At 70.4% G+C, this 26,684-nt stretch carries 25 protein-coding genes, 3 tRNA genes and 1 pseudogene; 18 read left to right on the forward strand and 11 right to left on the reverse strand.

Features of this window, described 5'->3' with window-relative positions:
* From OG490_RS18770 to OG490_RS18785, 4 genes are all read left to right on the forward strand, one after another.
* Positions 1–648: a DUF3566 domain-containing protein gene (locus tag OG490_RS18770; RefSeq protein WP_330297450.1), complete on the forward strand. Its 648-nt coding sequence runs from the start codon at positions 1–3 to the stop codon at positions 646–648.
* A gap of 107 nt (positions 649–755) precedes the next feature.
* Positions 756–829: transfer RNA gene (locus OG490_RS18775), tRNA-Ile, on the forward strand.
* Between the two features lie 145 nt (positions 830–974).
* Positions 975–1,109 carry a DLW-39 family protein gene (locus OG490_RS18780; RefSeq protein ID WP_208809277.1) on the forward strand — a complete coding sequence of 45 codons (135 nt, stop codon included), beginning with the start codon at positions 975–977 and terminating at the stop codon, positions 1,107–1,109.
* Between the two features lie 226 nt (positions 1,110–1,335).
* Positions 1,336–2,622: a hypothetical protein gene (locus OG490_RS18785; protein WP_330297451.1), complete on the forward strand. Its 1,287-nt coding sequence runs from the start codon at positions 1,336–1,338 to the stop codon at positions 2,620–2,622.
* A 220-nt stretch (positions 2,623–2,842) separates the two neighbouring features.
* Here the strand turns inward: OG490_RS18785 and OG490_RS18790 are convergent, their stop codons facing one another.
* Both OG490_RS18790 and OG490_RS18795 read right to left on the reverse strand, forming a co-directional pair.
* Entirely contained in the window at positions 2,843–4,105 is a 1,263-nt protein-coding gene (locus tag OG490_RS18790; RefSeq protein WP_330297452.1) for a serine/threonine-protein kinase, read from the reverse strand.
* 32 nt (positions 4,106–4,137) lie between these two features.
* Positions 4,138–4,689, reverse strand: a complete 552-nt coding sequence (locus tag OG490_RS18795; RefSeq protein WP_330297453.1) for a helix-turn-helix domain-containing protein — start codon at positions 4,687–4,689, stop codon at positions 4,138–4,140.
* Between the two features lie 160 nt (positions 4,690–4,849).
* On the opposite strand from OG490_RS18795, the gene OG490_RS18800 reads away from it, so the two are divergent.
* Together OG490_RS18800 and OG490_RS18805 are read left to right on the forward strand one after the other, a co-directional pair.
* Positions 4,850–4,925 (forward strand) — tRNA-Ala (locus OG490_RS18800).
* A 462-nt stretch (positions 4,926–5,387) separates the two neighbouring features.
* Positions 5,388–6,206, forward strand: coding sequence for an isocitrate lyase/PEP mutase family protein (locus OG490_RS18805; RefSeq protein ID WP_330297454.1), 819 nt, complete (start codon positions 5,388–5,390; stop codon positions 6,204–6,206).
* A gap of 155 nt (positions 6,207–6,361) precedes the next feature.
* Here OG490_RS18805 and OG490_RS18810 read toward each other — a convergent pair whose 3' ends face one another.
* Positions 6,362–7,891 carry an MFS transporter gene (locus tag OG490_RS18810; RefSeq protein WP_443065837.1) on the reverse strand — a complete coding sequence of 510 codons (1,530 nt, stop codon included), beginning with the start codon at positions 7,889–7,891 and terminating at the stop codon, positions 6,362–6,364.
* A gap of 101 nt (positions 7,892–7,992) precedes the next feature.
* On the opposite strand from OG490_RS18810, the gene OG490_RS18815 reads away from it, so the two are divergent.
* Positions 7,993–8,472 (forward strand): MarR family winged helix-turn-helix transcriptional regulator, encoded by a 480-nt coding sequence (locus tag OG490_RS18815; RefSeq protein WP_330297455.1) that lies wholly within the window; start codon positions 7,993–7,995, stop codon positions 8,470–8,472.
* Positions 8,473–8,583: 111 nt separating this feature from the next.
* Positions 8,584–9,060 (forward strand): LysM peptidoglycan-binding domain-containing protein, encoded by a 477-nt coding sequence (locus tag OG490_RS18820; RefSeq protein ID WP_330297456.1) that lies wholly within the window; start codon positions 8,584–8,586, stop codon positions 9,058–9,060.
* A gap of 103 nt (positions 9,061–9,163) precedes the next feature.
* On the opposite strand, the gene OG490_RS18825 is transcribed toward OG490_RS18820, so the two are convergent.
* Positions 9,164–9,931 (reverse strand): DUF5324 family protein, encoded by a 768-nt coding sequence (locus OG490_RS18825; RefSeq protein ID WP_330297457.1) that lies wholly within the window; start codon positions 9,929–9,931, stop codon positions 9,164–9,166.
* A 175-nt stretch (positions 9,932–10,106) separates the two neighbouring features.
* Between OG490_RS18825 and OG490_RS18830 the strand changes: the two genes are divergently transcribed.
* Both OG490_RS18830 and OG490_RS18835 read left to right on the forward strand, forming a co-directional pair.
* Positions 10,107–10,634 (forward strand): peptidylprolyl isomerase, encoded by a 528-nt coding sequence (locus OG490_RS18830; RefSeq protein WP_330300974.1) that lies wholly within the window; start codon positions 10,107–10,109, stop codon positions 10,632–10,634.
* Between the two features lie 152 nt (positions 10,635–10,786).
* A complete protein-coding gene (locus tag OG490_RS18835) occupies positions 10,787–11,683 on the forward strand; it encodes a rhomboid family intramembrane serine protease (protein WP_330297458.1) in 897 nt (298 codons plus the stop codon).
* Between the two features lie 129 nt (positions 11,684–11,812).
* Here the strand turns inward: OG490_RS18835 and crgA are convergent, their stop codons facing one another.
* Positions 11,813–12,067, reverse strand: a complete 255-nt coding sequence (gene crgA, locus OG490_RS18840; protein WP_330297459.1) for a cell division protein CrgA — start codon at positions 12,065–12,067, stop codon at positions 11,813–11,815.
* A gap of 91 nt (positions 12,068–12,158) precedes the next feature.
* On the opposite strand from crgA, the gene OG490_RS18845 reads away from it, so the two are divergent.
* From OG490_RS18845 to OG490_RS18870, 6 genes and pseudogenes are all read left to right on the forward strand, one after another.
* Complete coding sequence (locus OG490_RS18845) at positions 12,159–12,935, forward strand: DUF881 domain-containing protein (RefSeq protein WP_330297460.1); 777 nt, start codon at positions 12,159–12,161, stop codon at positions 12,933–12,935.
* Positions 12,904–13,650 carry a class E sortase gene (locus OG490_RS18850; protein ID WP_330297461.1) on the forward strand — a complete coding sequence of 249 codons (747 nt, stop codon included), beginning with the start codon at positions 12,904–12,906 and terminating at the stop codon, positions 13,648–13,650. Before OG490_RS18845 ends, OG490_RS18850 begins: the two co-directional genes overlap by 32 nt.
* A 137-nt stretch (positions 13,651–13,787) precedes the next feature.
* Complete coding sequence (locus OG490_RS18855) at positions 13,788–13,916, forward strand: hypothetical protein (protein ID WP_330301201.1); 129 nt, start codon at positions 13,788–13,790, stop codon at positions 13,914–13,916.
* A complete protein-coding gene (locus OG490_RS18860) occupies positions 13,913–14,551 on the forward strand; it encodes an aminodeoxychorismate/anthranilate synthase component II (RefSeq protein WP_330297462.1) in 639 nt (212 codons plus the stop codon). Before OG490_RS18855 ends, OG490_RS18860 begins: the two co-directional genes overlap by 4 nt.
* Positions 14,506–15,366 (forward strand): annotated as a pseudogene (locus OG490_RS18865) (class E sortase); the annotation flags it as partial. The gene OG490_RS18860 and the pseudogene OG490_RS18865, both read left to right, overlap by 46 nt.
* A gap of 10 nt (positions 15,367–15,376) precedes the next feature.
* Positions 15,377–16,093, forward strand: coding sequence for a class E sortase (locus OG490_RS18870; protein ID WP_330297463.1), 717 nt, complete (start codon positions 15,377–15,379; stop codon positions 16,091–16,093).
* A 113-nt stretch (positions 16,094–16,206) separates the two neighbouring features.
* Here OG490_RS18870 and pknB read toward each other — a convergent pair whose 3' ends face one another.
* The 6 genes from pknB to OG490_RS18900 form a co-directional block, all read right to left on the reverse strand.
* Positions 16,207–18,231, reverse strand: coding sequence for a Stk1 family PASTA domain-containing Ser/Thr kinase (pknB, locus tag OG490_RS18875; RefSeq protein ID WP_330297464.1), 2,025 nt, complete (start codon positions 18,229–18,231; stop codon positions 16,207–16,209).
* Between the two features lie 215 nt (positions 18,232–18,446).
* Positions 18,447–19,913 (reverse strand): peptidoglycan D,D-transpeptidase FtsI family protein, encoded by a 1,467-nt coding sequence (locus OG490_RS18880; RefSeq protein WP_330297465.1) that lies wholly within the window; start codon positions 19,911–19,913, stop codon positions 18,447–18,449.
* The gene (locus tag OG490_RS18885; RefSeq protein ID WP_330297466.1) at positions 19,910–21,334 is read right to left on the reverse strand and encodes an FtsW/RodA/SpoVE family cell cycle protein; all 1,425 of its coding nucleotides are present in this window, start codon (positions 21,332–21,334) and stop codon (positions 19,910–19,912) included. The genes OG490_RS18880 and OG490_RS18885 overlap by 4 nt, the downstream gene beginning before the upstream one ends.
* Positions 21,335–21,365: 31 nt before the next feature.
* Entirely contained in the window at positions 21,366–22,844 is a 1,479-nt protein-coding gene (locus tag OG490_RS18890) for a PP2C family protein-serine/threonine phosphatase (protein WP_330297467.1), read from the reverse strand.
* 141 nt (positions 22,845–22,985) lie between these two features.
* Entirely contained in the window at positions 22,986–23,492 is a 507-nt protein-coding gene (locus OG490_RS18895; protein ID WP_330297468.1) for an FHA domain-containing protein FhaB/FipA, read from the reverse strand.
* Positions 23,493–23,502: 10 nt separating this feature from the next.
* Entirely contained in the window at positions 23,503–24,366 is an 864-nt protein-coding gene (locus OG490_RS18900) for a DUF3662 and FHA domain-containing protein (RefSeq protein WP_330297469.1), read from the reverse strand.
* Positions 24,367–24,659: 293 nt separating this feature from the next.
* On the opposite strand from OG490_RS18900, the gene OG490_RS18905 reads away from it, so the two are divergent.
* Together OG490_RS18905 and OG490_RS18910 are read left to right on the forward strand one after the other, a co-directional pair.
* Positions 24,660–24,742: transfer RNA gene (locus OG490_RS18905), tRNA-Leu, on the forward strand.
* 226 nt (positions 24,743–24,968) lie between these two features.
* Positions 24,969–26,669: a sensor histidine kinase gene (locus tag OG490_RS18910; RefSeq protein WP_330300975.1), complete on the forward strand. Its 1,701-nt coding sequence runs from the start codon at positions 24,969–24,971 to the stop codon at positions 26,667–26,669.
* Positions 26,670–26,684 lie beyond the last annotated feature (15 nt).

The following is a 26,684-nucleotide window of genomic DNA, read 5'->3' on the forward strand; positions in this document are numbered from 1 at the left end:
GTGAGTGGAGCCACGGGCGCCGGACCGTCCAAGACTGGAGCCAACGGTGCCCGTGGCCCTGCCGCGGACTCCCAGGGGGGAACCGTGACGGACACCCGAGGACCGCAGCCGCCTCAGTCGCCGCAGACTCAGGCGCAGCCGCAGGCCGGCCAGCAGTCCCAGCAGCCGTACCACCCGCCGCAGGCCTACTCGGCGCCCGCGGGCGCCGCAGCGCCGCGCGGCGCCGGTGACCCGGGGGCGCAGCGCAAGCCGCGCCCGGGGACCCGTACGGCGCCCAGGACGCGCAAGGCGCGGCTCAGGGTGGCCAAGGCCGACCCGTGGTCGGTGATGAAGGTCAGCTTCCTGCTGTCCATCGCGCTGGGCGTCTGCACGGTCGTCGCGTCGGTGGTGCTGTGGATGGTCATGGACGCCATGGGCATCTTCTCCAGCGTCGGCGGCACGATCAGCGAGGCCACCGGCTCGAACGAGAGCAACGGCTTCGACCTCCAGTCCTTCCTGTCGCTGCCGCGCGTTCTGATCTTCACCTCGGTGATCTCGGTCATCGACGTGGTGCTCATGACGGCGCTGGCGACGCTCGGCTCGTTCATCTACAACCTGTCGGCGGGGTTCGTCGGCGGTGTGGAGCTGACGCTCGCCGAGGACGAGTAGAGCTTTTGAAGAGGAGGCGGATGACCTGCGCAGACGGGTCGCCGCCATCGATTTTGGAGTCACCGGGTCTGTGCGCTAACCTTCAGAAGTCAGCGCGCAGCGCGGATGGGGCTATAGCTCAGTTGGTTAGAGCGCATCCCTGATAAGGATGAGGCCACAGGTTCAAATCCTGTTAGCCCCACAGTGTCGAAGACCCCCAGGCCCATGGCCTGGGGGTCTTTGTCGTAGGGCCAGTTGGGTTCCTGGCAGGTCACCGATCGGTATCGGTCGGTGTGTATTGTTGGGCGCCAGAAGTCTCCTACGTCAACGAAAGACGAGGTCGCGCGGTGAAGAAGCTGCTCCTGGTCGCACTGGCCGCCATCGGCGGGCTCCTCGTGTACCGCCAGATCCAGGCGGACCGCGCCGAGCAGGACCTGTGGACGGAGGCAACTGACTCCGTGCCTTCTGGTTCCGGTGTGTGAGACCCAAGGTTGATCCCAGAGCCCCGACTGCCGCTGCGGTCGGGGCTTTGTGCTGCTCTGTGACGAAAAGTTGCGGTATGCAAAATTGTGGCTTGCGCTGGCAAAGTCGGGGTGGGTGGGCGTGATGGGGCGGGTACGGAGACTTCTGCCGAGGCCGGCGGGGGTGTCGGCGGGGCCTTCGGCTGGGCTTCCGGCCGGGGTTTCTGCGGGGTTCTCGATCGGAGTGGTGCTCCTCGGGCTGGTGGCCGCGCCCGTTGCCGTGGCCGCGCCCTCGCCGGGGGCCGGGACGGGGTCCGGGACAGCGGCCGGGGCCGGCCCGGTGCCGATGTACCGGAGCGCTGACGGGGCGAAGGCCGTCGAGGGGAAGCCCTCCACCGCCGGCGCCCCGCTGCTGGAGGCCGGATCGACCTACGAGGACTCGCTCGCGCCCGGAGAGCGCTTCTACCGGCTCAACCTCGACGACCGCTCCTCCGTGTACGTCTCCGCCGTCCTGCGGCCCGACCGGAACGCCAAGATCGGCTACAGCGACGGGGTCGAGGTGGAGATCATCTCCCCGGACAACCGCGCGTGCGGGGGGACCGGCCGGGCCGCCTTCGGCTACGACCCCGTCCCCATCAGCGCGGTGGGGGCCCGCAAGCTGCAGGAGGACGCCGACTGCCAGGGGGCCGGGGTCTACTACGCCAAGGTGACCCGTACGGCGCCCAAGGACGGGAACCCGGCCGCCTGGCCGCTGGAGCTCCGGGTCCAGCGCGAACCGGGCCTCGCCTCGGGCAGCGCGCCCACCACCGCGCCCAGCGTCTGGCCCTCGGCCTCCCCGACCCTGCCGGGCACCGATCCGGCGCCGCGGGCCGGCGGCACCGGGTTCAACGACGCGCGCGCCCTGAGCGGCGGGGTGTGGAGCGACACCCTGCGGCCCGGCCAGACCCGCTACTACCGGGTGCCGCTCGACTGGGGACAGCAGCTCGGCCTCGGGGCCGAACTCTCCGCCGCCCGGCGGACGAAGGAGTACGGCTCGGCCTCGGACGGGCTCACCGTCTCGCTCTACAGCCCCTACCGGGCCCTGGTGGACTACAAGGACACCTCCTACGACGGCAAGCAGGCGAGCGTCTCCCTGCCGAGGACGGCGCCGGTGGCGTACGAGAACCGCTTCTCGAGCGCCCGGAACGTGGAGCCCGTCCGGATGGCCGGCTGGTACTACGTCGCGGTGACCATGGCCGGAAAGGTGGGGGAGTTCACCGAGGACGCGGTGCCCGTGCCGCTGACCCTGCGCCTGGACCTGATCGGCGGGGCGGGCAAGTCCCCCGCCTACGCGGAGAGCCTCGCGGCCGGCGGGTTCGGGATCGGCGCCGAGGACCGGACCGCCGCCAAGGAGGGCACCACGGCCGTGGAGGCCGCGGACGCCGCGGCGAACCGGTCGGTGATGCGCACGGTCGCGGGCGCCGGCTTCGGAGCCGGGACGCTGCTGCTGCTCGTACTCGGCGGCTGGATCCTGCTGTCCCGACGTCGGACCTGAGCCCGGCCGGGCCCCGGATCCGGGTCAGGGGCCGGGTCTGGATCCGGGGGCAGACCCTAGTGCCGCGTCAGGCAACGTTTGCCCGTTGAGGAGCGGCGTCCGGTGCGTGCTCTCGGTGCGCCGGCCGGAAGCGCTCGTACTGGACGTACTTGGCTTTCGGCCGGTGCGGCGAGAGTGCGTGCCGGGCGTTGCGACGGGGCGAACGTTGCCTGACGCGGCACTAGATCCGGGTCAGGGCCCAGATGCCGACGGCGAAGCAGAGCAGTGCGGCCAACAGGATCCCGGCGGAGACCTTCGCGGACGGCGGAGCAAGGGAGCCGGTACGGGGCTGCGCGGGCGGCTGCGGATGGGCGGCCGGGGCGGGGAAGGGCTGCGGCTGGAGGAGCGGCCGGGCGGGGTCCGGCGGCCGGGGGAGGGGCGGCTGGAGGTGGAAACTGCCCGTCTCCGAAGGCCCGTAGGCGGGGGTGGGAGCGGTGGCCCGGGTGGGCTGCGGCACCGGTTGGGGTGCCTGCTGCGGGGCCTGCGTGGGCACGGTGGGCGCTGCGGGCGCGAGGGAGGTGTCGGCCGCGGGGGTGAGGTCCGCGCCGGGCGTGAGGAGCATCTCCTGCGGAGTCCGGGGAGTGAAACCGGCCGGGACCGGGCCGAGTTGGTCGAAGACCTCCACCGGGTCCTCGTCGTCGGCGGGCGCGGGCAGCAGCTCCACGGCCTCGGCAAGGGCCTTGCGCGCCCCCGTGGCGGTCTTGAACCGGTTCTGGGGGTCCGGCTGAAGCAGGGCGGCCAGCACGCCCCACAGCGGCGCGGGAACGCCCTCCGGGGCCTCGGGGGTCCCGTGGGTGAGGAAATGCCCCACGAGCGCCTGGGAGTCGGGCTTGCGCCCGTGCAGCAGATACAGGCCGACCAGACCGACGGCGAACAGGTCGGCGGTGAAATCAGGTTCGGACCCGAGGAGTTGTTCGGGCGAGAGGTAGCCCGGGGTGCCGACCACGAAGGCGGTCTCGGTCAGCCGGGGCTCGCCCTTGCGCATGGCGATGCCGAAGTCGGACAGCCGCAGGTGCGGCCGCCCGGTTCCAGTGGCCTCCATCAGGATGTTGGCCGGTTTGATGTCGCGGTGGACCACGCCTTCCGCGTGCACCGCCGCCAGCCCCGACAGGAGCTGGTCGAGCAGCGTGCACACGAACCGGGGCGGCAGGGCCCCGTAGTCGCCGATCACGTGGGCGAGGGAACCGCCGGCGACGAGGTCCATGGTGAACAGGACCTTGTCGTCGTCCGCCGCCCAGCTGGCCGGGGCCAGCACGTGCGGGTGATCGATGCGCAGCGCCTGCTCGCGGACGAACCTCAGCAGGGTGTGGGCATCGCTCTGCAGGAGGACCTTCGCCGCGACGTACCGGCGGCGCCTGTGATCCCAGGCCCGCCATACGGCGCCGGCGCCGCCACGCCCGATCGGATCGATCAGCTCGTACCGGCCCGCGAAGATCTCACCCATCGCTGCGCTCGTCCCCCGTCGTCAGCAGCCCGTCAGTTCTGGTGTGCCTCGTAGTGGGCGACCGCGTCGGACGTGCGACCCGCTCCGTAGACCCGGAGGAACTCTGCCAGTTCCGGGTGGCTGGGGGCGAGGGTGTTCGCCGCGTCGATGATGTCGCCGGCCGCGGAGACCGAGCGCAGCAGCGACTGGATCTCCCGGACCACGCGCTTGACGGTGGGCGCGCCGGAGCCGCCTGCGGTCTGGCCGGTGCTGTTGCTGAGGACGGAGCCTCCCTGGGTCTTCTTGATCTCGTCCATCCGGTCGGTTGCCTCTGCCGCGCTGACGCTTCCGTCCGCCACCTGGCCGGCGAGATCCTGGAGAGCCTGGACCCGCTGGACCACGGCCGGGTTGCCGATCTTCGCCCGCTGCCCGCTCATCAGCTGGGACAGCATCGGCGCCGACAGCCCGAGGACGGCAGCGAGGCGGGCCTGGTTCAAGCCGAGGTCATCTATGAGCCGGCGGAAGAGCGCTCCGAGCGGCTCCCCGTACCAACTCCGCTGAAGTTCCCTGGCTCTGGCCGTAGCCTCTTGCTGTACTGCGTCCACTCTTACTACTCCCCTTCGCTGGTGCGAACCTCGCGAGCATCTTACGGAGAGTGGTCGCAGGGCGGGAGTCCCTATCATTTTGCGAGATGAGGGGGTACACCCGGTACTCTGTTCTGCGGAACGGTCGCTCCCTCCCGGGGGAGTGGTGCGTCCGTATCGAGGGGCCTTAGCTCAGTTGGTAGAGCGCTGCCTTTGCAAGGCAGATGTCAGGAGTTCGAATCTCCTAGGCTCCACCACCTCGAAGACCCCCTTGACCTGCTGGAACGCAGATCGAGGGGGTCTTTTTCATTGCTCGGGCCGAGCGGCCCGAGCGGCCCGAGCGGCCTTCGGGTCGGGATCCTGTCGCCCGGTCCGTGTGCGGGCGGGGGCTTTGGGGCGTGTGGGGAGGTGCCCACAGAGAACCGGGTCCTCCGGCGGGCCGTGATTCCGGATTCTGTGATCCCGTCGATCCGTCGATCCGTCGATCCGTCGATCCGTCGATCCGTCGGTCCCGTCGATCCGCCGACCCGGCACGGCCCGCGCTCCCGCGAGGTTTCCTCCCCGGCGGTGCCTCGGCGTCCCCGGTGGCCCGGCTGGCTCATGTCCCGTCGTCCAATGGGTCGGTTGTTGTGGACACTTGAGCGGGGAGGGCCGACAAGGACTCGCCGATTGGCTCCATATGGCGATCGTTCGGCTAGGGCAAGGCTGAGGAGATTCGGATGACTGTGGACGTGAAGACCACCGAGAAGGCGCTGCGGCTGCGGGCGTTGGGCGAAGGGGTGCTCGTGCTGCCCAATGCCTGGGACGCGGGAAGTGCGGCGGTGATCGAGGCCGCCGGGGCGTCGGCGATCGCAACGACCAGCGGCGGGGTGGCCTGGGGGATCGGGCGCGGGGACGGTCAGCACGCGGAGCGGGAGGAGATGCTGGCCGCGGCCGCCCGGATCGTCGCGGCCGTCGACCTGCCGGTCACCGTGGACGTCGAGGGCGGCTACGGGGACGTCGCGGCCACCGTGCGCGGGGTCGTCGCGATGGGTGGGGTCGGCATCAACCTGGAGGACTCCAAGGCCGCGGGCGGCCCGCTCCACACCGTCGAGGAGCAGTGCGAGCGGATCCGTGCCGCCCGTGCGGCGGCGGCCGGGGCCGGGCTGCCGGAGCTGGTGGTCAACGCCCGTACGGACGTGTTCCTGTTCGGGATCGGGGAGGAGTCCGGCCGGCTGGGCGAGGTGCTCGCCCGCATCGAGGCGTACGCGGCCGCCGGCGCCGACGGGATCTTCGTACCGGGCCTGCTGGACCTGGAGGCCCTGGGCGAGATCGCCCGGGGCCCGCTGCCGGTCAACGCCATGGCGGGGCCGGGCGCTCCCTCCATCGCCGAGCTGACCAAGGCCGGGGTGCGCCGGGTCAGCGTGGGCACCGCCGTCGCGCAGGCGGCGTACGCGGCGGCCCACAACGCCACGCGGGAACTGCTGGGCGAGGGCACGTACGGCTCGCTCGGTGGGCCGCTGGACTACGGGACGCTCAACGGGCTCTTCGTGAAGTAGTGCCTTCGAGGTGACCGATACGGCGGTGGGCCGCCGCTCCGCGTGTGCGGAGCGGCGGCCCATCGTCATGTCTGCGCCCTCTTGGTCTTTCCTGCCGCCGATGTTTCACGTGAAACATCGGTTTCACGTGAAACATCGGCCCGGATACGCGGTCCTCAGCGGCGCCGCGTGCTCCGCAGCAGGACCGTGGTCACCGCGAGCGCCGTGACCAGCAGTCCGGCGCCGATCCCGAAGGCCAGGTGGTAGCCGGAGGTGAGGGCTTCGGCGCGGCTGTGGCCGGTGGAGAGCAGGGAGTCGGTGCGGGAGGCGGCCAGGGTGGACAGGACGGCCACGCCCAGGGCCATGCCGATCTGCTGGGTGGTGTTGAACAGGCCCGAGGCGAGCCCCGCGTCCTGCTCGTCGGCGCCGGACATGCCGAGCGCGGTCAGGGCGGGCAGTGCCAGACCGAACCCCGCGGCCAGCAGCATCACGGGCAGCAGGTCGGTGACGTAGTCGGCCTGGACCGGGAGCCGGGTCAGCAGGCCGAGGGCAGCCACCAGCAGGGCGAGGCCGGTCAGGAGCACGTTGCGCTCACCGAAGCGGGAGTTCAGCGGGGCGGAGGCGCCGAGCGAGATCGCACCGATGACCACGGCTGCCGGAAGCATCGCGAGGCCGGTCTCGGCGGCTCCGTAGCCGAGCACGTTCTGGAGGTAGAGGGCGACCAGGATCTGGAAGGAGAACAGCGCGGCCACCATCAGCATCTGGACCAAGTTGGCGCCGACCACGGTCCGGTTGCGGAAGATCCGCAGCGGTACCAGCGGGGTCCGGGCCTTGGCCTGGCGGAGGGTGAAGCCGGCCAGCAGGGCCAGGGAGAGGGCGCCGAGGCCGAGGGTGTGAGCGGAGAGCCAGCCGTACTGCTCGACCTCGACGACGGTGTAGATGCCCAGCATCAGACCGGCGGTGACCAGGGCCGCGCCGAGTACGTCGGCCCCGGCCCGCAGGCCGGATCCGGCCTGGACGCCGTCCTTGGGGAGGGCCGGCAGGGCCAGTGCCAGGGCGGCGAGCCCGATGGGCAGGTTGATGAAGAAGATCCAGTGCCAGTCGAGGGCGTCGGTCAGTACTCCGCCGAGCACCTGGCCCAGGGAGGCCCCGGCCGCGCCGGTGAAGGAGAAGACGGCGATGGCCTTGGCCCGCTCACGCGGCTCGGTGAACAGGGTGATCAGGATGCCGAGGCTGACGGCCGCGGCCATCGCGCTGCCCAGTCCCTGGAGGAAGCGGGCGGCGATCAGCACCTCGGGGGAGCCGGCGAATCCGGCGAGCAGCGAGGCTCCGGTGAAGACGCCTGTTCCGGCGAGGAACATCCGCTTGCGGCCGATCAGGTCGCCGAGCCGGCCGGCGAGGAGCAGCAGGCTGCCGAAGGCGATCAGGTAGGCGTTGACGACCCAGCTGAGTCCGGCGGGGGTGAAGCCGAGGTCCTTCTGGATGGCGGGCATCGCGACGGTGACGATGCTGCCGTCGAGGACGGTCATCAGGACGCCGGTGGAGAGCACCGCGAGGGCGGTCCACCGGGACCGCAGCCCACGCGGGGCGGCCGGAGCGGCGGGCTTGCCCGGGGCGGCCGGGGCAGCAGGGGTGGTCGGGCCGGTGGGCGGCGTGGTGGGAACCGCCGGAGCGGAGGTGGGGGCGGGAGCGGAAGCGGCAGGCATCTGTCTCTCCAGTCGGTGAGCAGCGAGGGCGACTGGTATGACCGTAGCAGATAGTTTCGTTGCAGACTATTTTCTTCGGATCGAATTGCTAGGGTGGTGACATGACTGCCATGGCACCCACCCAGACCGAGCCGGACCTCTCCTTCCTTCTGGACCACACCAGCCATGTCCTGCGCACCCGGATGGCGGCTGCCCTCGGCGAGATCGGGCTCACCGCCCGCATGCACTGCGTCCTCGTGCACGCGCTGACGGAGGAGCGGACCCAGATCCAGCTCGCCGAGATCGGCGACATGGACAAGACGACGATGGTCGTGACCGTGGACGCCCTGGAGCGCGCCGGTCTGGCCGAGCGGCGCCCGTCCGTCAAGGACCGCCGGGCCCGGGTCATCTTCGTGACCGAGAAGGGCGCGGCCGTCGCCGAGCAGAGCAGCCGCATCGTCGACCGGGTGCACGCCGATGCCCTCGCCTCCCTCGCGGACACCGAGCGCACGGCTCTGCTGCGCGGTCTGAAGCTGCTGGCCCAGGGCGATCTGGAGATCCCTTCGGACGGTCCGCGCCCGGCGCGGCGCGCCCGGCAGTAGCCGCCCCGTCCCCCGGATGGCCCAGTCACAGGGCCGTCCGGCGCCTTCTGGCAGAGAGTGGGGAAAGGCACTCAGCCCAGGGGGGCAACACCATGCCGGAGGCGTACACACATGGGACTCTTCGACTTCCTGAAGTCCGACAAGAAGAAGGAACACGCGGCCGAGAAGGCCGCTGAGCAGGTGCAACAGCAGGCCGCGGACGCTCCGGCGGCGCCGTCCGCGATGCCGTCCGACGCGGGCATCAGGTACACCGACTCGGCGACGGCCACCAAGGAGGCCGCCGAGCGCATGGCGGCCGCGGCGCCGAAGCCCGCGCCCGCGCCCCCGGCGGCGCCGCCCGCCGCACCTCCCGCGCCGCACACGCCCACCATGTCCTCGGCCGCGCACAAGGCGGTGCCCGCGGCGCCCATGGCACCCAAGCTGCAGCGCAAGTACACGGTCCGCTCCGGTGACTCGCTTTCGGCGATCGCCCGCCGCGAGCTCGGCAACGAGGGCCGCTGGCGCGAGCTCTACGCCATGAACAAGGGCGTCATCGGGTCCAACCCCGACATGATCCACCCGGGCATGGTCCTCACCCTTCCCCAATAGCGGGGCAAGGCGCACGCACAGGGGCCCGGATCCTGAAAAGGATCCGGGCCCCTGTGCGTGATCAGGTCTGCGTGTCAGCTGCTCCGACCCGCCGCCGCGGCCGTCAGCGGTGCTTGCGCTTCGCGTCCTCCGCGTCGATGCGGGCCTCGATGGCCTCGGCCTCGGCCTGGACGCCCTCGTCGTCGAGGGCGCTGCCCCCGCCCTCCGCTTCGCGCTCCTTGGCCGCCAGCACGTCGTCGAAGCCGGCCGGGGCCTCCTCGTCGCGCGCCGACAGCTCGGTGGCCGCCGGCGGCTCGACGAGCCAGTCCGGGTTCGACTGCTGGTCCCACCACTTCCACGCGGCGAAGGCGCCGCCCGCCAGTACGCCGACCACCGCGACGCCCTTGAACAGCCGGCCGCAGCGCGCCCGCCGCTCGTGGCGCCGTACCAGCCCCTGCACCTCCTTCGCCGAGACCTGGCCGCGCAGCGCCGCCAGCGCCGCCGTGGACCGGGACGCGGCCTCCTCTGCGACCGGCTGGGCCGCCGCGAGGGCGCTCTCCAGGCGCGGCTGCGTGTAGTCCGCCGCGTGCCGGGCCGCCAGACGGGTCTGCTTCACGGCATTGACCGCGGCCCGGTCCACATGCGGCGGCACATGGGCGCGCGCCGACAGGATCCGGGGATGTACATGGGAGTCGTACGTCGAGCGGGCCTGTTTGGCAGCCTCGCCCGCCGCATACGAAACCTTCGGCGCGAGCCGTTCATTCGCCTCTTGGGCGTAATGCACCGCGGTGTGCTTGGCGGATTCCGCGTACGGCGCCACCACTTCCGCTGCGTGCCGCACCGTATCCCTGGCACTTGTCGCTGCCAGGCGCACGCTTTCCTTGCGGGTCACGGGATCCTCCTCCTCGGTGGCGGACACAGTTCACCTTTCCACCCTTTGTCGGATCATGCCTCCCATATCGCTGACCGGCATGCGCGACAGGGCATATGGGTGGACGATTTCTGCCCGGCGTGGCCCTCCGTGCGAGGATCTGGAACCGACAGTGATGACTATGGAAGGCAGATCCGTGGCCGAGAAGCTCTACGCCACCCTGAAGACCAACCACGGCGACATCGAGATCGAGCTGCTGGAGAACTTCGCCCCCAAGACCGTGCGCAACTTCGTGGAGCTCGCCACGGGCGCCCGCGAATGGACGCGTCCCACGGACGGGCAGAAGACCACGGACCCGCTCTACGACGGCACCGTCTTCCACCGGATCATCAGCGGATTCATGATCCAGGGCGGCGACCCGCTCGGAAACGGCACCGGCGGCCCGGGCTACCAGTTCGCCGACGAGTTCCACCCCGACCTGGCCTTCACCAAGCCCTACCTGCTCGCCATGGCCAACGCGGGCCCGGGCACCAACGGCTCGCAGTTCTTCATCACCGTCGCCCCCACCGCCTGGCTGACGCGCAAGCACAGCATCTTCGGCGAGGTCACCGACAAGGCCAGCCAGAAGGTCGTGGACGCGATCGCCGGCGGCGCGACCAACCCGCGCACCGAGCGGCCCGTCGACGACGTGATCATCCAGTCCGTGGTCATCGAGAGGCGCTGACCGCAGGCTGCCGCCCGCCGACCCCGCGACCGCCGGGACCGGCCCCCGTCCGGGAACCTTTCGCCACCGCCCGTCCGTCCTCGATACGTACCGGACGGGCGCGGCGGATCAGCCGCTCCGCTCCGCCGCCCCGCCGCCGACCGAGGGGACCGATGGACACCGACCGTCTTCCGGGCTGCTACCGCCACCCGGACCGCGAGACCGGAATCCGCTGTACGCGCTGTGAGCGGCCGATCTGCCCCGAGTGCATGATCAACGCCTCGGTCGGCTTCCAGTGCCCCACATGCGTCCGTGAGGGCTCCGGTACGGGCCACGGGGCCGCCGCCAACGCCCCGCGCACCATCGCGGGCGGGGTGGTGGCCGCAGATCCCCACTTGGTCACCAAGATCCTGATCGGGATCAACGTGGCCGTCTTCCTCGCGATCCACGTCTTTGCCGGGCTGGAGCTCCAGCTGGAGCTCCTCGGCCGTTACCGGGTGCAGACGGGGGGACCCATCGAAGGCGTCTCCACGGGCGAGTACTACCGCCTCATGACCTCGGCGTTCCTGCACGTCCAGATGTGGCACATCTTCGGCAACATGCTCGGCCTGTGGTTCATCGGGGCCCCGCTGGAGCAGGCGCTGGGCCGGGCCCGCTACCTCACGGTGTACCTGCTGTCGGGCCTGGGCGGCAGCGCCCTCGTCTATCTGCTGACCCCGCCGAACACGGCCACGCTCGGGGCCTCCGGGGCCATCTTCGGCCTGCTCGGCGCCACCGTCGTGCTGGCCCGCCGCATGGGGTACGAGATGCGCCCGCTGATCACCATGGCGGTGTTCATGCTGGTGCTGACGTTCGTACCGGGGCTGAACGTGTCGTGGCAGGCCCATATCGGCGGGCTTGTCACCGGTGTCCTGCTCGCGCTGGGCCTGTTGTGGCCCGGCGCCGGGCGGGGAAACGGTAACGGCGCCCGGAATCGCAAACTCGTCCAGTGGGGCACCTGTGTGGCGGTGTTCCTGCTGGCAGCGGCCGTGATCGCGGTCCGGACGGCCGAACTTTCCGCACTCACCTGATCACACCGGCGTCAACTCTCCACAGAGTTATCCACAGATCTTCTGTCTTTTCCTCAGGTGTGGATGACGCTGTGGATAACTCATGGGGAGAGCTTGCGGAGCCGGTAGTACCGCGTGACTATCGGGGGGCTACTTCCACTGCGTGGAGACGCCGAATCCCGCCGCAATGAAGCCGAAACCGACCACAATGTTCCAATTGCCCAGGGCTTCGATCGGCAGCTGGGTGTCGGACAGATAGAAGACGACGATCCACACCAGGCCGATGATGAAGAAGGCCAGCATGACCGGGGCGACCCAGTTGCGGTTCGTCAGCTTGATGGCCTGTGGCGTCCGCGTGGGCGGCGGGGTGTAGTCGTCCTTCTTGCGGATACGTGACTTCGGCACGAGGGGCTCTCCTGTCGATGGGCTGGGGACCTTGCCTGCCCCGGGCGTCCGTTAGCGTAGTGGACCTGTGGCGTTGAAGGAGAAGGGTACGTTGAGCAATTCCGACGACTCCTCCGCGGGTCCCCGTCGCCGTGCCAGACCGGTCCGGCTGCTCACGGCCGCCGTTTTCGCCCTGGCCGGCTTGATCTTCGTCACCAGCTTCAACACCTCCAAGGGTACGAACATCCGGACGGATGCCTCGCTCCTGAAGCTGTCGGACCTGATCCACGAGCGCAGCCAGAGCAATCTGGAGCTGGAGAAGACCACCGCGATGGTGCGCGGCCAGGTCGACGCCCTCGCCGACCGCGACGACGGCAGCACCAAGGCCGAGGACGCCAAGCTGTCCGCCCTGCGCGCCGCCTCGGGCACCGAGGACCTCACCGGCAAGGCCGTGACCGTCACCCTGAACGACGCACCGCCCAACGCCACGGCCCGCATCCCCAACGTCCCCGAGCCCCAGCCCAACGACCTGGTGATCCACCAGCAGGACCTCCAGGCCGTCGTGAACGCCCTCTGGCAGGGCGGCGCCCAGGGCATCCAGGTCATGGACCAGCGGCTCATCTCCACCAGCGCCGTGCGCTGCGTGGGCAACACCCTGATCCTCCAGGGCCGGGTCTACTCGCCCCCGTACAAGATGACGGCCGTCGGCGACCCGGCCGCGCTGAAGAAGGCCCTCGCGGCTTCCCCGGCGCTGCAGAACTACCAGCTCTACGTGAACGCGTACGGGCTGGGCTGGAAAGTGGAGGACCACAAGGCGCTGACACTGCCGGGTTACTCCGGCACAGTGGACCTCCACTATGCGAAGCCGCTGGAGCCCGCCACGCCGTGACGCCGTACTGCGCCTGCTGGTACGGACGTTCAGCGAGGTGTGCCTGACCGCGGGCTCGCTCATCGTGCTCTTCGTGGCCTACGTCCTGCTGTGGACCGGGGTCAAGGCCGACCAGGCCATGGACGGCGAGATGGCCCGGATGCGCGACCGCTGGGCGGCGGCTCCCGCGGCCGCCCCCGCGCCCGCCCCGCAGCCCTCGGCATCCGCATCGGCACCCGCATCGGCCCCGGAGCCCGCGCCCTACCCGCCGGACCAGCCCTTCGCCGAGATGTACATCCCGCGCTTCGGTCCGGACTGGAACAAGCCGGTCCTGGAGGGCACGGGCACGGACCTCCTGAAGAAGGGCCTCGGGCACTACGCGGGCACCGCCCGGCTCGGCGGCACCGGGAACTTCGCGGTCGCCGGCCACCGCCGCACCTACGGGGACCCCTTCAAGGACATCCCCGAGCTGCGCCCCGGGGATCCGGTCGTCCTCAAGGACGCGACCGGCTGGTACACGTACACGGTCCGCGCCGAGCCGCTGCGCACGCTTCCGACGGAGGTCGGCGTGATCGACCCGGTGCCGGCCCGCTCGCCCTTCGGAGCCCCCGGCCGGTACCTGACCCTGACCACCTGCGACCCGGAATGGGGCCACAGCCACCGGCTGGTGGTCTGGGCCGAGCTGACCCAGACGCGGACCCTCGCGCAGGGCAGGCCGGAGGGTTTGCCGAGGTGACCCTCCGGCTCGGCCGGGTGGCTTTAGGCTGTGGACGTACCGCCCCTGCGGTGCGTTGAACGGGCGTGGAAGAAAAGGACACAGACGGCATGTACGGCTGGATCTGGCGGCATCTGCCGGGAAACGCGTGGGTACGCGTGGCGATCTCACTCGTGCTGGTGCTCGCGGTGGTGTTCGTGCTGTTCCAGTACGTCTTCCCCTGGGCGGAGCCGCTCCTCCCGTTCAACGATGTGACGGTGGACGAGGGATCGGGAGCCACTCCGTGAGCGCGCGCATTCTGGTTGTCGACAACTACGACAGCTTTGTCTTCAATCTGGTCCAGTACCTCTACCAGCTCGGTGCCGAGTGCGAGGTCCTGCGAAACGACGAGGTCGAGCTCGCCCACGCCCAGGACGGCTTCGACGGCGTCCTGCTGTCCCCCGGGCCGGGCACCCCGGAAGAGGCGGGCGTCTGCATCGACATGGTCCGCCACTGCGCGGACACCGGCGTACCCGTCTTCGGCGTCTGCCTCGGCATGCAGTCGATGGCCGTGGCCTACGGAGGTGTCGTGGGCCGGGCTCCGGAACTGCTGCACGGCAAGACCTCGCCGGTCCTCCACGAGGGCCTCGGAGTCTTCGAGGGGCTGCCCTCGCCGTTCACCGCGACCCGCTACCACTCCCTGGCCGCCGAACCGCAGACCCTCCCGGACGCGCTGGAGGTCACGGCGCGGACCGAGGACGGGATCATCATGGGCCTGCGCCACCGGGAGCACGACGTCGAGGGAGTGCAGTTCCACCCCGAGTCGGTGCTGACCGAGTGGGGTCACCGGATGCTCGCGAACTGGCTGGTGCGCTGCGGTGACGCGGGCGCGGTGGAGCGCTCGGTGGGGCTGGCCCCGGTGGTGGGCAAGGCCTTCGCGTGACCACGCTCGCGCCGTCCGCGCCCTCGGAGGGCCGGGCCGCGCGGCGCAGGGCCGCCCAGGAGGCCGCGAAGCGCCCGCGCGCGGGGGGCCGGGGCCGCCGGCGCAGACGGCCCGCCTCGGGAGGCCCGGTGGTGGTGCTCAGCCGCCTGGCGGGGGAGCTGTTCATCACGACGGGCGTGGTGATGCTGCTCTTCGTCGGCTACCAGCTCTGGTACACGAACTTCCTGGCCGACCGGACGGCCAAGGACGCCGCCGGTTCGCTGACGCAGAACTGGGACCGCAGCCCGGCCGGGGACGCCGCCCCGCCGGTGACGGCGTTCGAGCCGGGTCAGGGCTTCGCGATCCTGTACATCCCCAAGCTGGACGTGAAGGTCCCGATCGCCGAGGGGACGAACAAGGCGAAGGTGCTCGACAAGGGGCTGGTCGGCCACTACGACGGCGGCGAGAAGTCGCTGAAGACGGGGATGCCGGCCGACCCCCAGGGGAACTTCGCGCTGGCGGGCCACCGCAATACGCACGGCGAGCCGTTCCGCTTCATCAACCGGCTGGTGCCGGGGGACAAGGTCGTGGTCGAGACGAGGGACGCGTACTACACGTACGAGATGACCTCGCAGCTGGCGCAGACCCCGCCGGCCAACGTGTCGGTGATCCAGCCGGTGCCCGTGGGATCGGGGTTCACCTCCCCGGGCCGGTACATCACGCTGACGACCTGCACGCCGGAGTTCACCAGCACCTATCGGATGATCGTATGGGGCAGGATGACCGGTGAACGCCCCCGCAGTCAGGGCGCTCCGCCCGAACTGACCAGCCCGTAGAGGATCCGCAGTGTCACGTTCCGCACCGCCCCCGCGCCGCAGTGTCCTCGCGGGGTTCCTGAGCCTGCTGGGCGAGCTCCTGATCACGGTGGGCCTGGTGCTCGGCCTGTTCGTGGCGTACTCGCTGTGGTGGACGAACGTCCTCGCGGACCGGGACGCCTCCGCGCGCGGCGACGCGGTCCGCGAGCAGTGGAACAAGCCGGGGACGGCTCCCGCGACCCCCGCCGCGCCGGGGGCGCTGGACACCCAGGGCGGCATCGGCTTCCTGCACGTGCCGGCGATGAAGAACGGCGAGGTGCTGGTCAAGCAGGGCACCGGCTCGGACGTCCTGAACGACGGGGTCGCCGGGTACTACACGGAGCCGGTCAAATCGGCGCTGCCCTCGGACCCGGCGGGGAACTTCGCGCTGGCGGCGCACCGGGACGGGCACGGGGCCAAGTTCCACAACATCGACAAGCTGAAGAACGGCGACGCCGTCGTCTTCGAGACGCGCGACACCTGGTACGTCTACAAGGTCTTCGCCGAGCTGACCCAGACGACGAAGTACAACGTGGACGCGATCAGCCCGGTCCCGAAGGAGTCGGGAAGGACCGCCCCGGGCCGGTACATCACGCTGACCACCTGCACGCCCGTGTACACCTCGAAGTACCGGTACATCGTCTGGGGCGAGCTGGTGCGCACCGAGAAGGTCGACGACAAGCGCACCCCTCCGGCGGAGCTGCGCTAGCTAGGCCGTCTCTTTCGGATCTTGCCGGGTCCGCGCGTACGGAAAAAGGGTCCGGCCCCTCTCCAAGGATTCGAAGGAGAGGGGCCGGACCCTTTTCGCGCTGTCGCCGTGGCTCAGCGTCCGCCGAGGCCTCCGAAGAAGCCGCCGCCGTTGCCGCCGTTGTTCCCGCCGCCACCGGCCACGGTGGTCACGTTGATCACCTGGCCCGGCGTGGCCGCGGAGCCGACCGCCGGGTCCGAGCTCAGGACCTTGGCCTTGTCGTCCGCCGGTCCGGTGACCGAGCCGAGGACCAGGCCCTTGGAGGCCAGCATCTGCTGGGCCTGCTGGAGGGTCTTGCCGAACAGGTTCGGGACCTGGATCTGCTGGACCGCCTTGGCGATGGTCACGTTGACCACGGTGCCCACGTCGGCCTGGTCGCCCGCGGGATGGTCCTGCTGGAACACCGCTCCCGCCGGGGTGCCCGCGGGTGCGTCGGCCTCCGTGACGCTGCCGAGCTTCAGCTTGACCGCCTGGAGGGCCTTGGCCGCGTCGTTCTTGTTCTTGCCCGTCAGGTCCGGGACGGTCGCCTTGGAGATCTCCTTGGCCACCTGGAGCGAAACGACCGAGCCCTTGTCGGCCTCGCCGCTCTTCGGATTCTGGTCCAGGACGGTGCCGGCGGGCTGGTCGGACTCGACGGTCTTCTTCTCGACCGTGAAGCCCTTCTCCGTGAGCGCCTTCTCCGCGTCGGCGATCGCCAGCCTCATGACGTTCGGAACGGCGATCTTGGAGGCGCCCGAGGAGATCTTCACCTTGACGACGGACTTCTTGTCGACCTTGGTGCCCTCGGCGCGGTCCTGCTCGCACACGTTGCCCTTGGGCTGCGCGTCGCAGGGCATCTCGCCGTCCTTCTGGACGGTGAGGCCGACGTTGTCGCCGCTCTTCTGCGCCTGCTCGAAGGTCTGACCGATGAGCTTGGGCACTTCGGGCCGGTTGTCGGCGGTGCTGCTGAAGAGGGAGCGGCCGATGAGGATCGCGCCGACCAGTACGAGGATGCCGGCGGTCACCAGCAGGATCGTGGAGGCCTTGCTCTTCTTCTGCGGACGCCGGCCGTGGCCGCCCTGGTCGTAGCCGCCGTGGCCCTGGTCCCCGTACCCGTACGGGCCGTCGCCCGCGGGCATCGGGGGGAGCATGGAGGTCTGGCCCGAGTCGGCGGTCCGCAGGGCGGTGGTGGGCTGGTCGTAGCCCTGGTGTCCGTAGCCGTGCCCCTGGTCGGGGTAGCCGTAGCCGGCCGTGCCCATGGAGGCGGCGGCGGCGACGGGCTGGCCGTCGAGGCAGGCCTCGATGTCGGCGCGCATCTCGTCGGCGGACTGGTAGCGGTAGTCGGCGTCCTTGACCAGTGCCTTCAACACGATCGCGTCCATCTCGGGCGTGATCTCGGGGTCGAAGTTGGACGGGGGCTGCGGCTCTTCCCGTACGTGCTGGTAGGCGACCGCGACCGGGGAGTCGCCGATGAACGGCGGCCGGACGGCCAGCAGCTCGTACAGCAGGCAGCCGGCCGAGTAGAGGTCGGAGCGCGCGTCGACCTGCTCGCCCCTGGCCTGCTCCGGGGAGAGGTACTGGGCGGTGCCGATGACGGCGGCGGTCTGCGTCATGGTCATGCCGGAGTCGCCCATGGCACGGGCGATGCCGAAGTCCATGACCTTGACCTGGCCGGTGCGGGTGAGCATGACGTTGGCGGGCTTGATGTCACGGTGCACGATGCCGGCGCGGTGCGAGTACTCCAGCGCCTGGAGGATGCCGATGCACATCTCCAGCGTCCGCTCGGGCAGCAGCTTGCGTCCGGAGTGCAGGAGCTCGCGCAGGGTCGAGCCGTCGACGTACTCCATCACGATGTACGGGATGGAGATGTTGTCGACGTAGTCCTCGCCGGTGTCGTACACCGCGACGATCGCCGGGTGGTTGAGCGATGCGGCCGACTGGGCCTCGCGGCGGAACCGGGCCTGGAAGGACGGGTCGCGGGCGAGGTCGGCGCGCAGGGTCTTGACGGCGACGGTACGGCCGAGCCGGGTGTCGTGGGCGAGGTAGACCTCGGCCATGCCACCACGGCCGAGCACGTGGCTCAGCTCGTACCGGCCGCCGAGGCGACGCGGCTCTTCCATAACGTTGCAGCCCTCTCCGTCAGTCCCGACCGCACCCGTGTGTGGTCCGGCGGTGTGCTGTTCGCGCAAAGGCTACCGGCCGATCGTCGGTGATCGGTTCGTGACCACAGGCTGATACCGGACCGGTACCGTACGCTCGGACCCGAACGAGTTCGGTGATCCGTATCACACCTGTATGCCCCTTGCGGCTCCCACGTGGTGCTCCGTCCCTTCCGTCACCCCTTGTTGCTCTTCAGGACGGCTTCCATGACGGCCTTCGCGACGGGGGCCGCGAGGCCGCTGCCGCTGATGTCCTCGCGGTCGGCGCTGCTGTCCTCGATGACGACGGCCACGGCGATCGGCGAGCTGCCGTCGGGGTTCTCGGCGTAGGAGATGAACCAGGCGTAGGGGCGCTTCTTGTTGCCCTCGCCGTGCTGGGCGGTACCGGTCTTGCCGCCGACGACCGTGCCCTTGATCCGGGCAGTGGTGCCGGTGCCGTTCTCGACGACGTTGACCATCATCTGCTGGATCTTCTGCGCGTTGGCGGCGGAGACCGGCCGGCTCATCTCCTGCGGCTCGTGCTTCTCGATGACGTCGAGGTTGGGCGATTCCAGCTGGTCGACCATGTACGGCTTCATCAGCTTGCCGTCGTTGGCGATGGCGGCGGTGACCATGGCCATCTGGAGCGGGGTGGCCGCGGTGTTGAACTGGCCGATCGAGCTCAGCGCGTTGCCGGGCTTGTCCATGGTCTTGTCGTAGACGCTGGCGAACGCGCGGACCGGAGTGTCGATCTTGTCGTTGTTGAAGCCGAACTTCTCCGCGGTCTTCACCATGTTGTCCCGCCCCACCTTGGCGCCCATGTTGGCGAAGACGGAGTTGCAGGAGACGCGCAGGGCCTCGTTGAGGCTGGCCTTCTCGCACCCGTTGGCGTGGTTGACCATCGGGGTCTTGGTGTCCGGCAGCAGGTAGGGCTCGGGGGTGTCGGTCGGCGCGTTGATGTCGCTGACGACGTTGTTCTCGAGCGCCGCGGCGGCGGTGACCACCTTGAAGGTGGAGCCGGGCGGATAGGTCTCGCGCAGGGCGCGGTTGACGAGGTTCTTGTCCTCGCTGTCCTTGAGCGCGACCCAGGCCTTCTCGTCGGCCTTGGAGTTGCCGGCGAAGGCGGAGGGGTCGTACGAGGGGGTGCTGACCAGGGCGAGGATCGCGCCGGTGCGCGGGTCGATCGCCGCGACGGCGCCCTTCTTCTCGCCGAGCTTCTCGAACGCGGCCTTCTGCGCGGCGGCGTTGAGCGTGGTGACGACGTTGCCGCCGGCCCTCTTCTCGCCGGTGAACATGCCGATGGTGCGGTCGAAGAAGAGCCGGTCGTCGTTGCCGGTCAGGATCTGGTCTTCGAGGGATTCGAGCTGCGTGGAGCCGAAGGCCTGCGAGGCGTAGCCGGTCACCGGGGACCAGAGGGGGCCGTCGGCGTAGGTGCGCTTGTACTTGTAGTCGCTGCCGTCGGTGGTCGCGGACCCGGTGATCGGGTTGCCCTGGACGATGATGTTGCCGCGTTCGGTGGCGTACTGGGCGATCTGGACCCGGCGGTTCTCCTTGCGGGTGCTCAGGTCGGCGGCCTCGACGTACTGGAGCCAGTTGGTCCGGACGAGCAGCGCCAGGATGAGCAGCCCGCAGAAGATCGAGATGCGGCGCAGGGGCTTGTTCATGACGGGCGGACCACCTGGGTCATCTCGGAGTCGGGGGACGGTGCCGGAGCCGGGGCAGGTCGGCGTGCGGTGTCGCTGATCCGGATGAGGATGGCGATGAGGATCCAGTTCGCGAGGACGGACGAGCCGCCGGACGCGAGGAACGGCATGGTCATGCCGGTCAGGGGGATGAGGCCCATGACACCGCCGGCGACGACGAAGACCTGGAGGGCGAAGGCGCCGGAGAGCCCGATGGCGAAGAGCTTGCCGAAGGGGTCGCGGGCGGCGAGGGCGGTGCGCACGCCCCGCTCGATGATCAGGCCGTAGAGCAGGAGGAAGGCCATGACCCCGGCGAGCCCGAGCTCTTCGCCGACGGTGGAGAAGATGAAGTCGGAGTTGGCGGCGAATCCGATGAGGTCGGAGTTGCCCTGTCCCCAGCCGGTGCCGAGGACCCCGCCGGAGCCGAAGCTCATGATCGACTGGCCGACCTGCTCGCAGGCGCCCGACTTGGCGTAGCAGGCGAAGGGGTCGAGCCAGGCGGTGACGCGGACCTTGACGTGGCTGGCGGTGGCGCCGACCACGGCGGCCCCGCCCACGCTCATGAGCAGGCCGATCACGATCCAGCTGGTCCGCTCGGTGGCCACGTACAGCATGATCACGAACATGCCGAAGAAGAGCAGCGAGGTGCCGAGGTCGTTCTCGAAGACGAGGACGAGCAGGCTCATGCCCCAGATCATCAGGATCGGGCCGAGGTCGCGGCCGCGCGGCAGGTAGAGGCCCATGAAGCGGCGGCTGGCCAGGGCCAGGGCGTCGCGCTTGACCATGAGGTAGCCGGCGAAGAAGACGGCGATCACGATCTTCGCGAACTCACCGGGCTGGATGGAGAACCCGCCGACGCTGATCCAGATCTTGGCGCCGAACACGTCGGCGCCCAGGCCCGGGACGACCGGCAGGATCAGCAGGACGAGCGAGGCGGCCATCGAGATGTACGTGAACCGCTGGAGCACGCGGTGGTCCTTGAGGACCACCAGCACACCGGCGAACAGGGCGATCGCCAGCGCGGTGTACATCAGCTGCCGGGGCGCGGAATCGGAGAACGCCCCGTAGATCCGCTTGGCCGTGTTCTGCAGTCGCGTCGACTGGTCGAGACGCCAGATCAGCACCAGGCCGAGCCCGTTGAGCAGCGTGGCGATCGGCAGCAGCAGCGGGTCGGCGTACTTGGCGTAGCGGCGTACGACGAGGTGGGCGATGCCCGCGAGGACGCCGAGGCCGAGCCCGTAGGTGAGCATGCCCGGAGGCAGCTTCCCGTGGATCGCCAGGCCCGCGTTGGCGTACGCGAAGATCGGGATGGCCACGGCGAAAGCGAGCAGCAGGAGCTCGGTGTTCCGCCGGCTCGGCAGCTCGATGGCGCCGATGGTGGCCGTGTTGGTGACAACGCTCATGGTGTGGCAGGCCCCCTGTGCCCGCGTATGTCTACTGCTTCTCGCACTGGCTCACGACCTGCTGCTCATCGGCAGTCAGGACGGGGCCGGGTGTTTGGTTGTTCTGCGCTTCGGCGGCGCGGCGCGCCTCGTCCTTCTTGCACGCGGAGGACTGGGTGGCGAGCTCGTCGATCTTGGTGCGGGCGCCGTCGAGGCTGGTCTCGCTGATGGTGGCCTCGACGAGCTTGCGCTTGAAGGTCGGCAGGTACTTCAGTTCGATCTCGGGGCGGTCGGTCTCCACCGTGGAGAGGTCCAGGGGCCCGAGCTTCTGGCTGATCCCGCGGAAGAGCGCGACGTGCTCGCCCTTGACGCCGATGTAGTACTGGGTCTGCGTCCACCGGTAGCCCGCGTACAGGCCGCCGCCGAGGACGCCGAGGACGACGAGCAGCGTCAGCGTGCGCGTGGTCCACTTGCGGCCCTTGCCGCGACGTCTGCGGGGGTGGTCGTACGTGTCCTCGTACCCCGCGTCGCCTTCGTACGGCTCGGCTTCGCCGAAGCTGCCGTACCCGCCGCCGGCTCCGGAGCCCTGCCCCTGGGCACCGTAACCGCCGTAGCCGGGGGCCTCGCCGCTGCCGGGGGGGCCGAAGGCGCCGGCGGGCGGGGGGGCCTGGCGGCCGAGCCCGGAGGCGCGGCCGGCCGGCGTCTGCATGGCGTTGCCGCCGTCGAAGAGCTGGTTGTGCTGGTTCTCGGCGACCGCGCCGACCACGACCGGGGTGTCGTTGACCTGCGCGGCCAGCGTGTCGCCGCTGTCGGTGTCGAGGACGTCGGCCACGATGCAGGTGATGTTGTCGGGGCCGCCGCCGCGCAGCGCGAGCTGGATGAGCGAGGCCACGGTCTCGCGGGGACCGTGGTAGTCGGCGAGGGTCTCCTCCAGGGTCTGGTGGGAGACGACGCCGGAGAGCCCGTCGGAGCAGATGAGGTAGCGGTCGCCGACCCGGACCTCGCGGATGGAGAGGTCGGGCTCGACGATGTCGCCGCTGCCGAGCGCCCGCATCAGCAGGGAGCGCTGCGGGTGGGTGGTGGCTTCCTCTTCGGTGATCCGGCCCTCGTCGACGAGGCGCTGGACCCAGGTGTGGTCCTGGGTGATCTGCGTGAGGACGCCGTCGCGCAGCAGGTAGGCGCGGGAGTCCCCGACGTGGACCAGGCCGAGGCGCTGTCCCGTCCACAGGAGGGCGGTGAGCGTGGTGCCCATGCCTTCGAGCTGGGGGTCCTCCTCGACCATGGCGCGCAGCTGGTCGTTGGCCCGCTGCACGGCGGTGCTGAGGGCGGTGAGGATGTCGGAGCCCGGGACGTCGTCGTCGAGCTGCACGAGCGTGGAGATCACCTCGGAGCTGGCGACTTCACCGGCGGCCTGGCCGCCCATGCCGTCGGCGATCGCGAGGAGGCGCGGACCGGCGTAGCCGGAGTCCTCGTTCCCCTCCCGGATCATGCCCTTGTGCGATCCGGCGGCGAACCGCAGGGACAGACTCATGCGCACCTGCCCTGTCGACGCCTCGGGGTACAACCGGTCTCGAGCCACACTGCCCACCCTCCGGTCGGGAGCGCGCTCGGATCCGGATCCCCGGTGGGACGGACCGCTGCGGCTCGCTCGCTCCGCTCGCTCATTCTCGTACTACTTCCGCAGCTCGATGACGGTCTTGCCGATGCGGATCGGGGCGCCCGGCGGAATGGGCGTCGGGGTGGTCAGCCGGGTCCGGTCGAGATACGTGCCGTTGGTGGACCCGAGATCCTCGACGATCCACTGGCCGTCACGGTCGGGGTAGATCCTGGCATGCCTGCTGGAGGCGTAGTCGTCGTCCAGCACGATCGTGGAGTCGTGGGCGCGGCCCAGGGTGATCGTCTGGCCCGCGAGGGCCACCGTGGTACCCGTGAGGGTGCCTTCGGACACGACGAGCTTGGTGGGCGCTCCGCGGCGCTGGCGCTGCTGCGGTGGCGCCGCGGCCGCCTGGCGGCCCTGCTGCTGCGGGGCGCCGGTGGCACCCGCGCCGCGGCGGGAACCGCGCTGCGTCACTCTCGTTCCGAAGAGGTCGCTGCGGATGACCTGGACGGCCACGATGACGAACAGCCACAAAACGGCCAGGAAACCCAACCGCATGACCGTCAGGGTCAGCTCTGACATTGCCCCCGCTTCACCCTTCGGCTTGCCGATAAATGATGGTGGTACTGCCCACGACGATCCGCGAACCGTCGCGGAGCGTAGCGCGGGTGGTGTGCTGCCCGTCCACCACGATGCCGTTGGTGGACCCTAGATCCTGGATCGTCGAGGGCGTTCCGGTCCGGATCTCACAGTGCCGGCGCGATACGCCGGGGTCGTCGATCCGCACGTCGGCTTCGGTGCTTCGGCCGAGTACGAGCGTCGGGCGCGAGATCTGGTGGCGCGTGCCGTTGATCTCGATCCAGTGGCGCCTGACGGCGCCGCCGGGTACGGGCGGTACGGGAGCCGCCCCGGCCGGTCTGCCGGGAGCCGGCCTGCGCCCACCGGGGCCGCCCGGGGGCGGTCCGGCGGGCATGGGCGGCGCGGAGACCGGAGGGTAGCCGTAGCCACCGGGCTGGGCCGGGGGAGCCTGGTGGCCCCCCTGCCCCTGGCTCGGTGCCTGCTGCCCCGGTTCCTGGGAGGTGCTGGAGGCGAGCGTGCGGCTGCGGACCCGGTAGAGCCCGGTGTCCAGGTCGTCCGCCTTCTCCAGTTGCACCTTGATCGGGCCCATGAAGCTGTAGCGCTGCTGCTTGGCGTAGTCGCGGACCAGGCCCGCGAGCTCGTCGCCGAGCTGGCCCGAGTAGGGGCTCAGACGCTCGTAGTCACCGGCGCTGAGCTCCACGATGAAGTCGTTGGGGACAACGGTCCGTTCCCGGTTCCAGATGGTGGCGTTGTTGTCGCACTCGCGCTGGAGCGCGCCTGCGATCTCCACCGGCTGGACCTCGGACTTGAACACCTTGGCGAAGGTGCCGTTCACCAGACCTTCGAGTCGCTGCTCGAACCGCTTCAGGACTCCCATGGGGCACCTCCTCCGTCGTTGTCGCCCTGTACTGCTTACTGATCGTATCCACGCACGGCGGATTCGGGTGGTTCCCCATCGGCCGCGAGGGGAGGAGTGTTGGTCCTCACAAGCGATCGTAGGGGCGCCCCGGGGACAGTGTCCCGCACCCGGAGCCCGGAGCGGGAGGGGCCGTCGTCGGGAGGGGTCGGGGGAGCACAGAAAGCGATGTGAATCCACCCCGTCCGACGTGCTAATGTTCCGATGTCGCCAGGGGAACGGCCCGCAAGGGAAGAACCGCTGGTAGTCACTTTGCGCGAGTGGCGGAACGGCAGACGCGCTGGCTTCAGGTGCCAGTGTCCTTCGGGACGTGGGGGTTCAAATCCCCCCTCGCGCACATTCAGAAGAACCCCCGCTCCGGAGAAATCCGGAGCGGGGGTTCTTCGTTGTACCCGGGTTCTCGGGTGCGGGTGTGGCGCCCGTCTCAGGGAAGTGCCTCTCGAGGGAGATGCGCCCCGGGGAGGCGCGGTGTGATGCGCCGGGAGACTTTCGTCGGGCGGGGCGCGACTAAAGAGGGCGGTCCCGGGCGGGGAGTGCTGTCTAGGGTCGGGCGCGTGGATGCGATGGCGGTAACGCGTGCGGGATGGGACTGGCTCAAGGGGCCCGAGCCCTGGACCCGGCGGATGCTCGCCGGGGACCTGGCGCTCGCCGGGGTACTGGTGGTGCTCGGTCTGGGCGTCGAGGAACTCGACAACGGGTCCGCCGCCCGGATGCTGGCCAGCACGGCGGCCGTAGTGGTGCTGACCCTGCTGCGGCGCCGGCTCCCGGTGGTCACGCTGGTGGTGGGCTCGGCGGTGGGCGTCTACCTGCCCGGGGCCTTCCTGGTGGCGATCCCGCTCGGCTGGTCGGCCGGGCGCCGCATCGTGGGGGTCGGGCGGGCGCTCGGCGCCTTCACCGGAGCCTTCGTCGCGGCCGTCGTGCTCAGCGTCCTCAAGGACTGGACGCAGGGACGGCCCGTCCTGATCGTCGTCTTCAGCACGCTGATGTTCCTGGCCATGGTGGTCATGCCCGGTCTGGCCAGCCGCTACTGGTCCCAGCGCCGTACGCTGCTGCGCGCCCTCCAGGAGCGCAACGCCCAGCTGATGCGCGAGCGGGCGATGGTCGCCGGCCAGGCCCGGCTGCGCGAACGCCAGCGCATCGCCCAGGACATGCACGACAGCCTCGGCCACCAGCTCGCCCTGATCTCGGTGCACACCGGTGCGCTGGAGGTCGATCCGGTGCTGACCGACCGGCAGCGCGAGGCGGTGGGAGTACTGCGGCAGGCCTCGGTCGCCGCCATGCACGAACTGCGCGAGGTCGTCGGCATCCTGCGCGACGGGGTGGAGGCGCCGGCGCCCGTGGAGGAGGCGCAGCCGGCCGCACGCGGGGTGGCGGGCATCTCCGGGATCGTGGAGGCGGCCCGCAGCGCGGGGACCGACGTACGGCTCACCACGGCGGGAACCCCGAGGCCGCTGGTCGCGGCGTGCGACCACGCGGCGTACCGGATCGCGCAGGAGGCCCTGACCAATGCCTACAAGCACGCTCCGGGCGCTTCGATCACGGTGGAACTGCGCTACGAGGACGATTCGCTGGTGGTGGAGATCGCCAACGGCCCGGCGGCCGCCCCGGGCCCCGGCGAGGTGGTCTCCGGCGGGCAGGGACTGACGGGGCTGCGCGAGCGGGCCCGGCTGGTCGGCGGGATGGTCTACGCGGGGGCCGCGGAGGGCGGCGGCTTCCGGGTGGCCGGGGTGCTCCCGTACGGGACCGAGCCGGCCGGGGCCCAGGAGAACGGCGGGGATTCGGCTGGGGCCGGCGAGGTGGCCGACGACTTCGGACAGCAGCTGCGCGCGCACATGCTGGTCCGGGGCGGGGCGCCGATGGACTGGGCGTCCGTCGACCGGGAGCTGATGCGCGGACGCAGCCGGTTCGGAGGTGCGGCACTGGGCTGCGGGATCGCGGTCGCGGCCCTGGTGGTCCTGCTGATCGTGATCGGGGCCGCGGTGGCACTGTTCGTGGGCTCGGTGGGCGACGCGACGATGAGCCGGGCCGACTACGAAGCCGTCCGCGTGGGCGAGTCGGAGAGCGCGGTGCGTTCGCGGTTGCCCAGCGGGGACAGCATCCTGACCCAGGGGCTGGACCGCAAGGGACCGCCCCGCCCGGAGGGGGCCACGTGTCTGGCCCTGGTGGAGGACGAGGACACCGAGTTGACCACCACCAGCGTTTTCCGGTTCTGCTTCAAGGACGGCAAGCTCGTCGAGAAGCAGGCGTACCGGACCAAGTCGTAGGAGTAGGAGCACGGG

Origin of the sequence: Streptomyces sp. NBC_00503, assembly GCF_036346895.1 — a bacterium.
Lineage (GTDB): Bacteria > Actinomycetota > Actinomycetes > Streptomycetales > Streptomycetaceae > Streptomyces.

Bases quoted from the DNA above. Each gene is read 5' to 3' on its own strand.
- OG490_RS18790 (WP_330297452.1), bottom strand. From the start codon at position 4,105: ATGGGTGAGATCTTCGCGGGCCGGTACGAGCTGATCGATCCGATCGGG.
- OG490_RS18810 (WP_443065837.1), bottom strand. From the start codon at position 7,891: ATGCCTGCCGCTTCCGCTCCCGCCCCCACCTCCGCTCCGGCGGTTCCC.
- OG490_RS18890 (WP_330297467.1), bottom strand. From the start codon at position 22,844: ATGAGTCTGTCCCTGCGGTTCGCCGCCGGATCGCACAAGGGCATGATC.
- OG490_RS18835 (WP_330297458.1), top strand. From the start codon at position 10,787: ATGGACACCGACCGTCTTCCGGGCTGCTACCGCCACCCGGACCGCGAG.
- pknB (WP_330297464.1), bottom strand. From the start codon at position 18,231: ATGGAAGAGCCGCGTCGCCTCGGCGGCCGGTACGAGCTGAGCCACGTG.
- OG490_RS18910 (WP_330300975.1), top strand. From the start codon at position 24,969: ATGGCGGTAACGCGTGCGGGATGGGACTGGCTCAAGGGGCCCGAGCCC.
- OG490_RS18820 (WP_330297456.1), top strand. From the start codon at position 8,584: ATGGGACTCTTCGACTTCCTGAAGTCCGACAAGAAGAAGGAACACGCG.
- OG490_RS18815 (WP_330297455.1), top strand. From the start codon at position 7,993: ATGACTGCCATGGCACCCACCCAGACCGAGCCGGACCTCTCCTTCCTT.
- OG490_RS18805 (WP_330297454.1), top strand. From the start codon at position 5,388: ATGACTGTGGACGTGAAGACCACCGAGAAGGCGCTGCGGCTGCGGGCG.
- OG490_RS18885 (WP_330297466.1), bottom strand. From the start codon at position 21,334: ATGAGCGTTGTCACCAACACGGCCACCATCGGCGCCATCGAGCTGCCG.
- OG490_RS18900 (WP_330297469.1), bottom strand. From the start codon at position 24,366: ATGGGAGTCCTGAAGCGGTTCGAGCAGCGACTCGAAGGTCTGGTGAAC.
- OG490_RS18895 (WP_330297468.1), bottom strand. From the start codon at position 23,492: ATGTCAGAGCTGACCCTGACGGTCATGCGGTTGGGTTTCCTGGCCGTT.
- OG490_RS18880 (WP_330297465.1), bottom strand. From the start codon at position 19,913: ATGAACAAGCCCCTGCGCCGCATCTCGATCTTCTGCGGGCTGCTCATC.
- OG490_RS18850 (WP_330297461.1), top strand. From the start codon at position 12,904: ATGCGAAGCCGCTGGAGCCCGCCACGCCGTGACGCCGTACTGCGCCTG.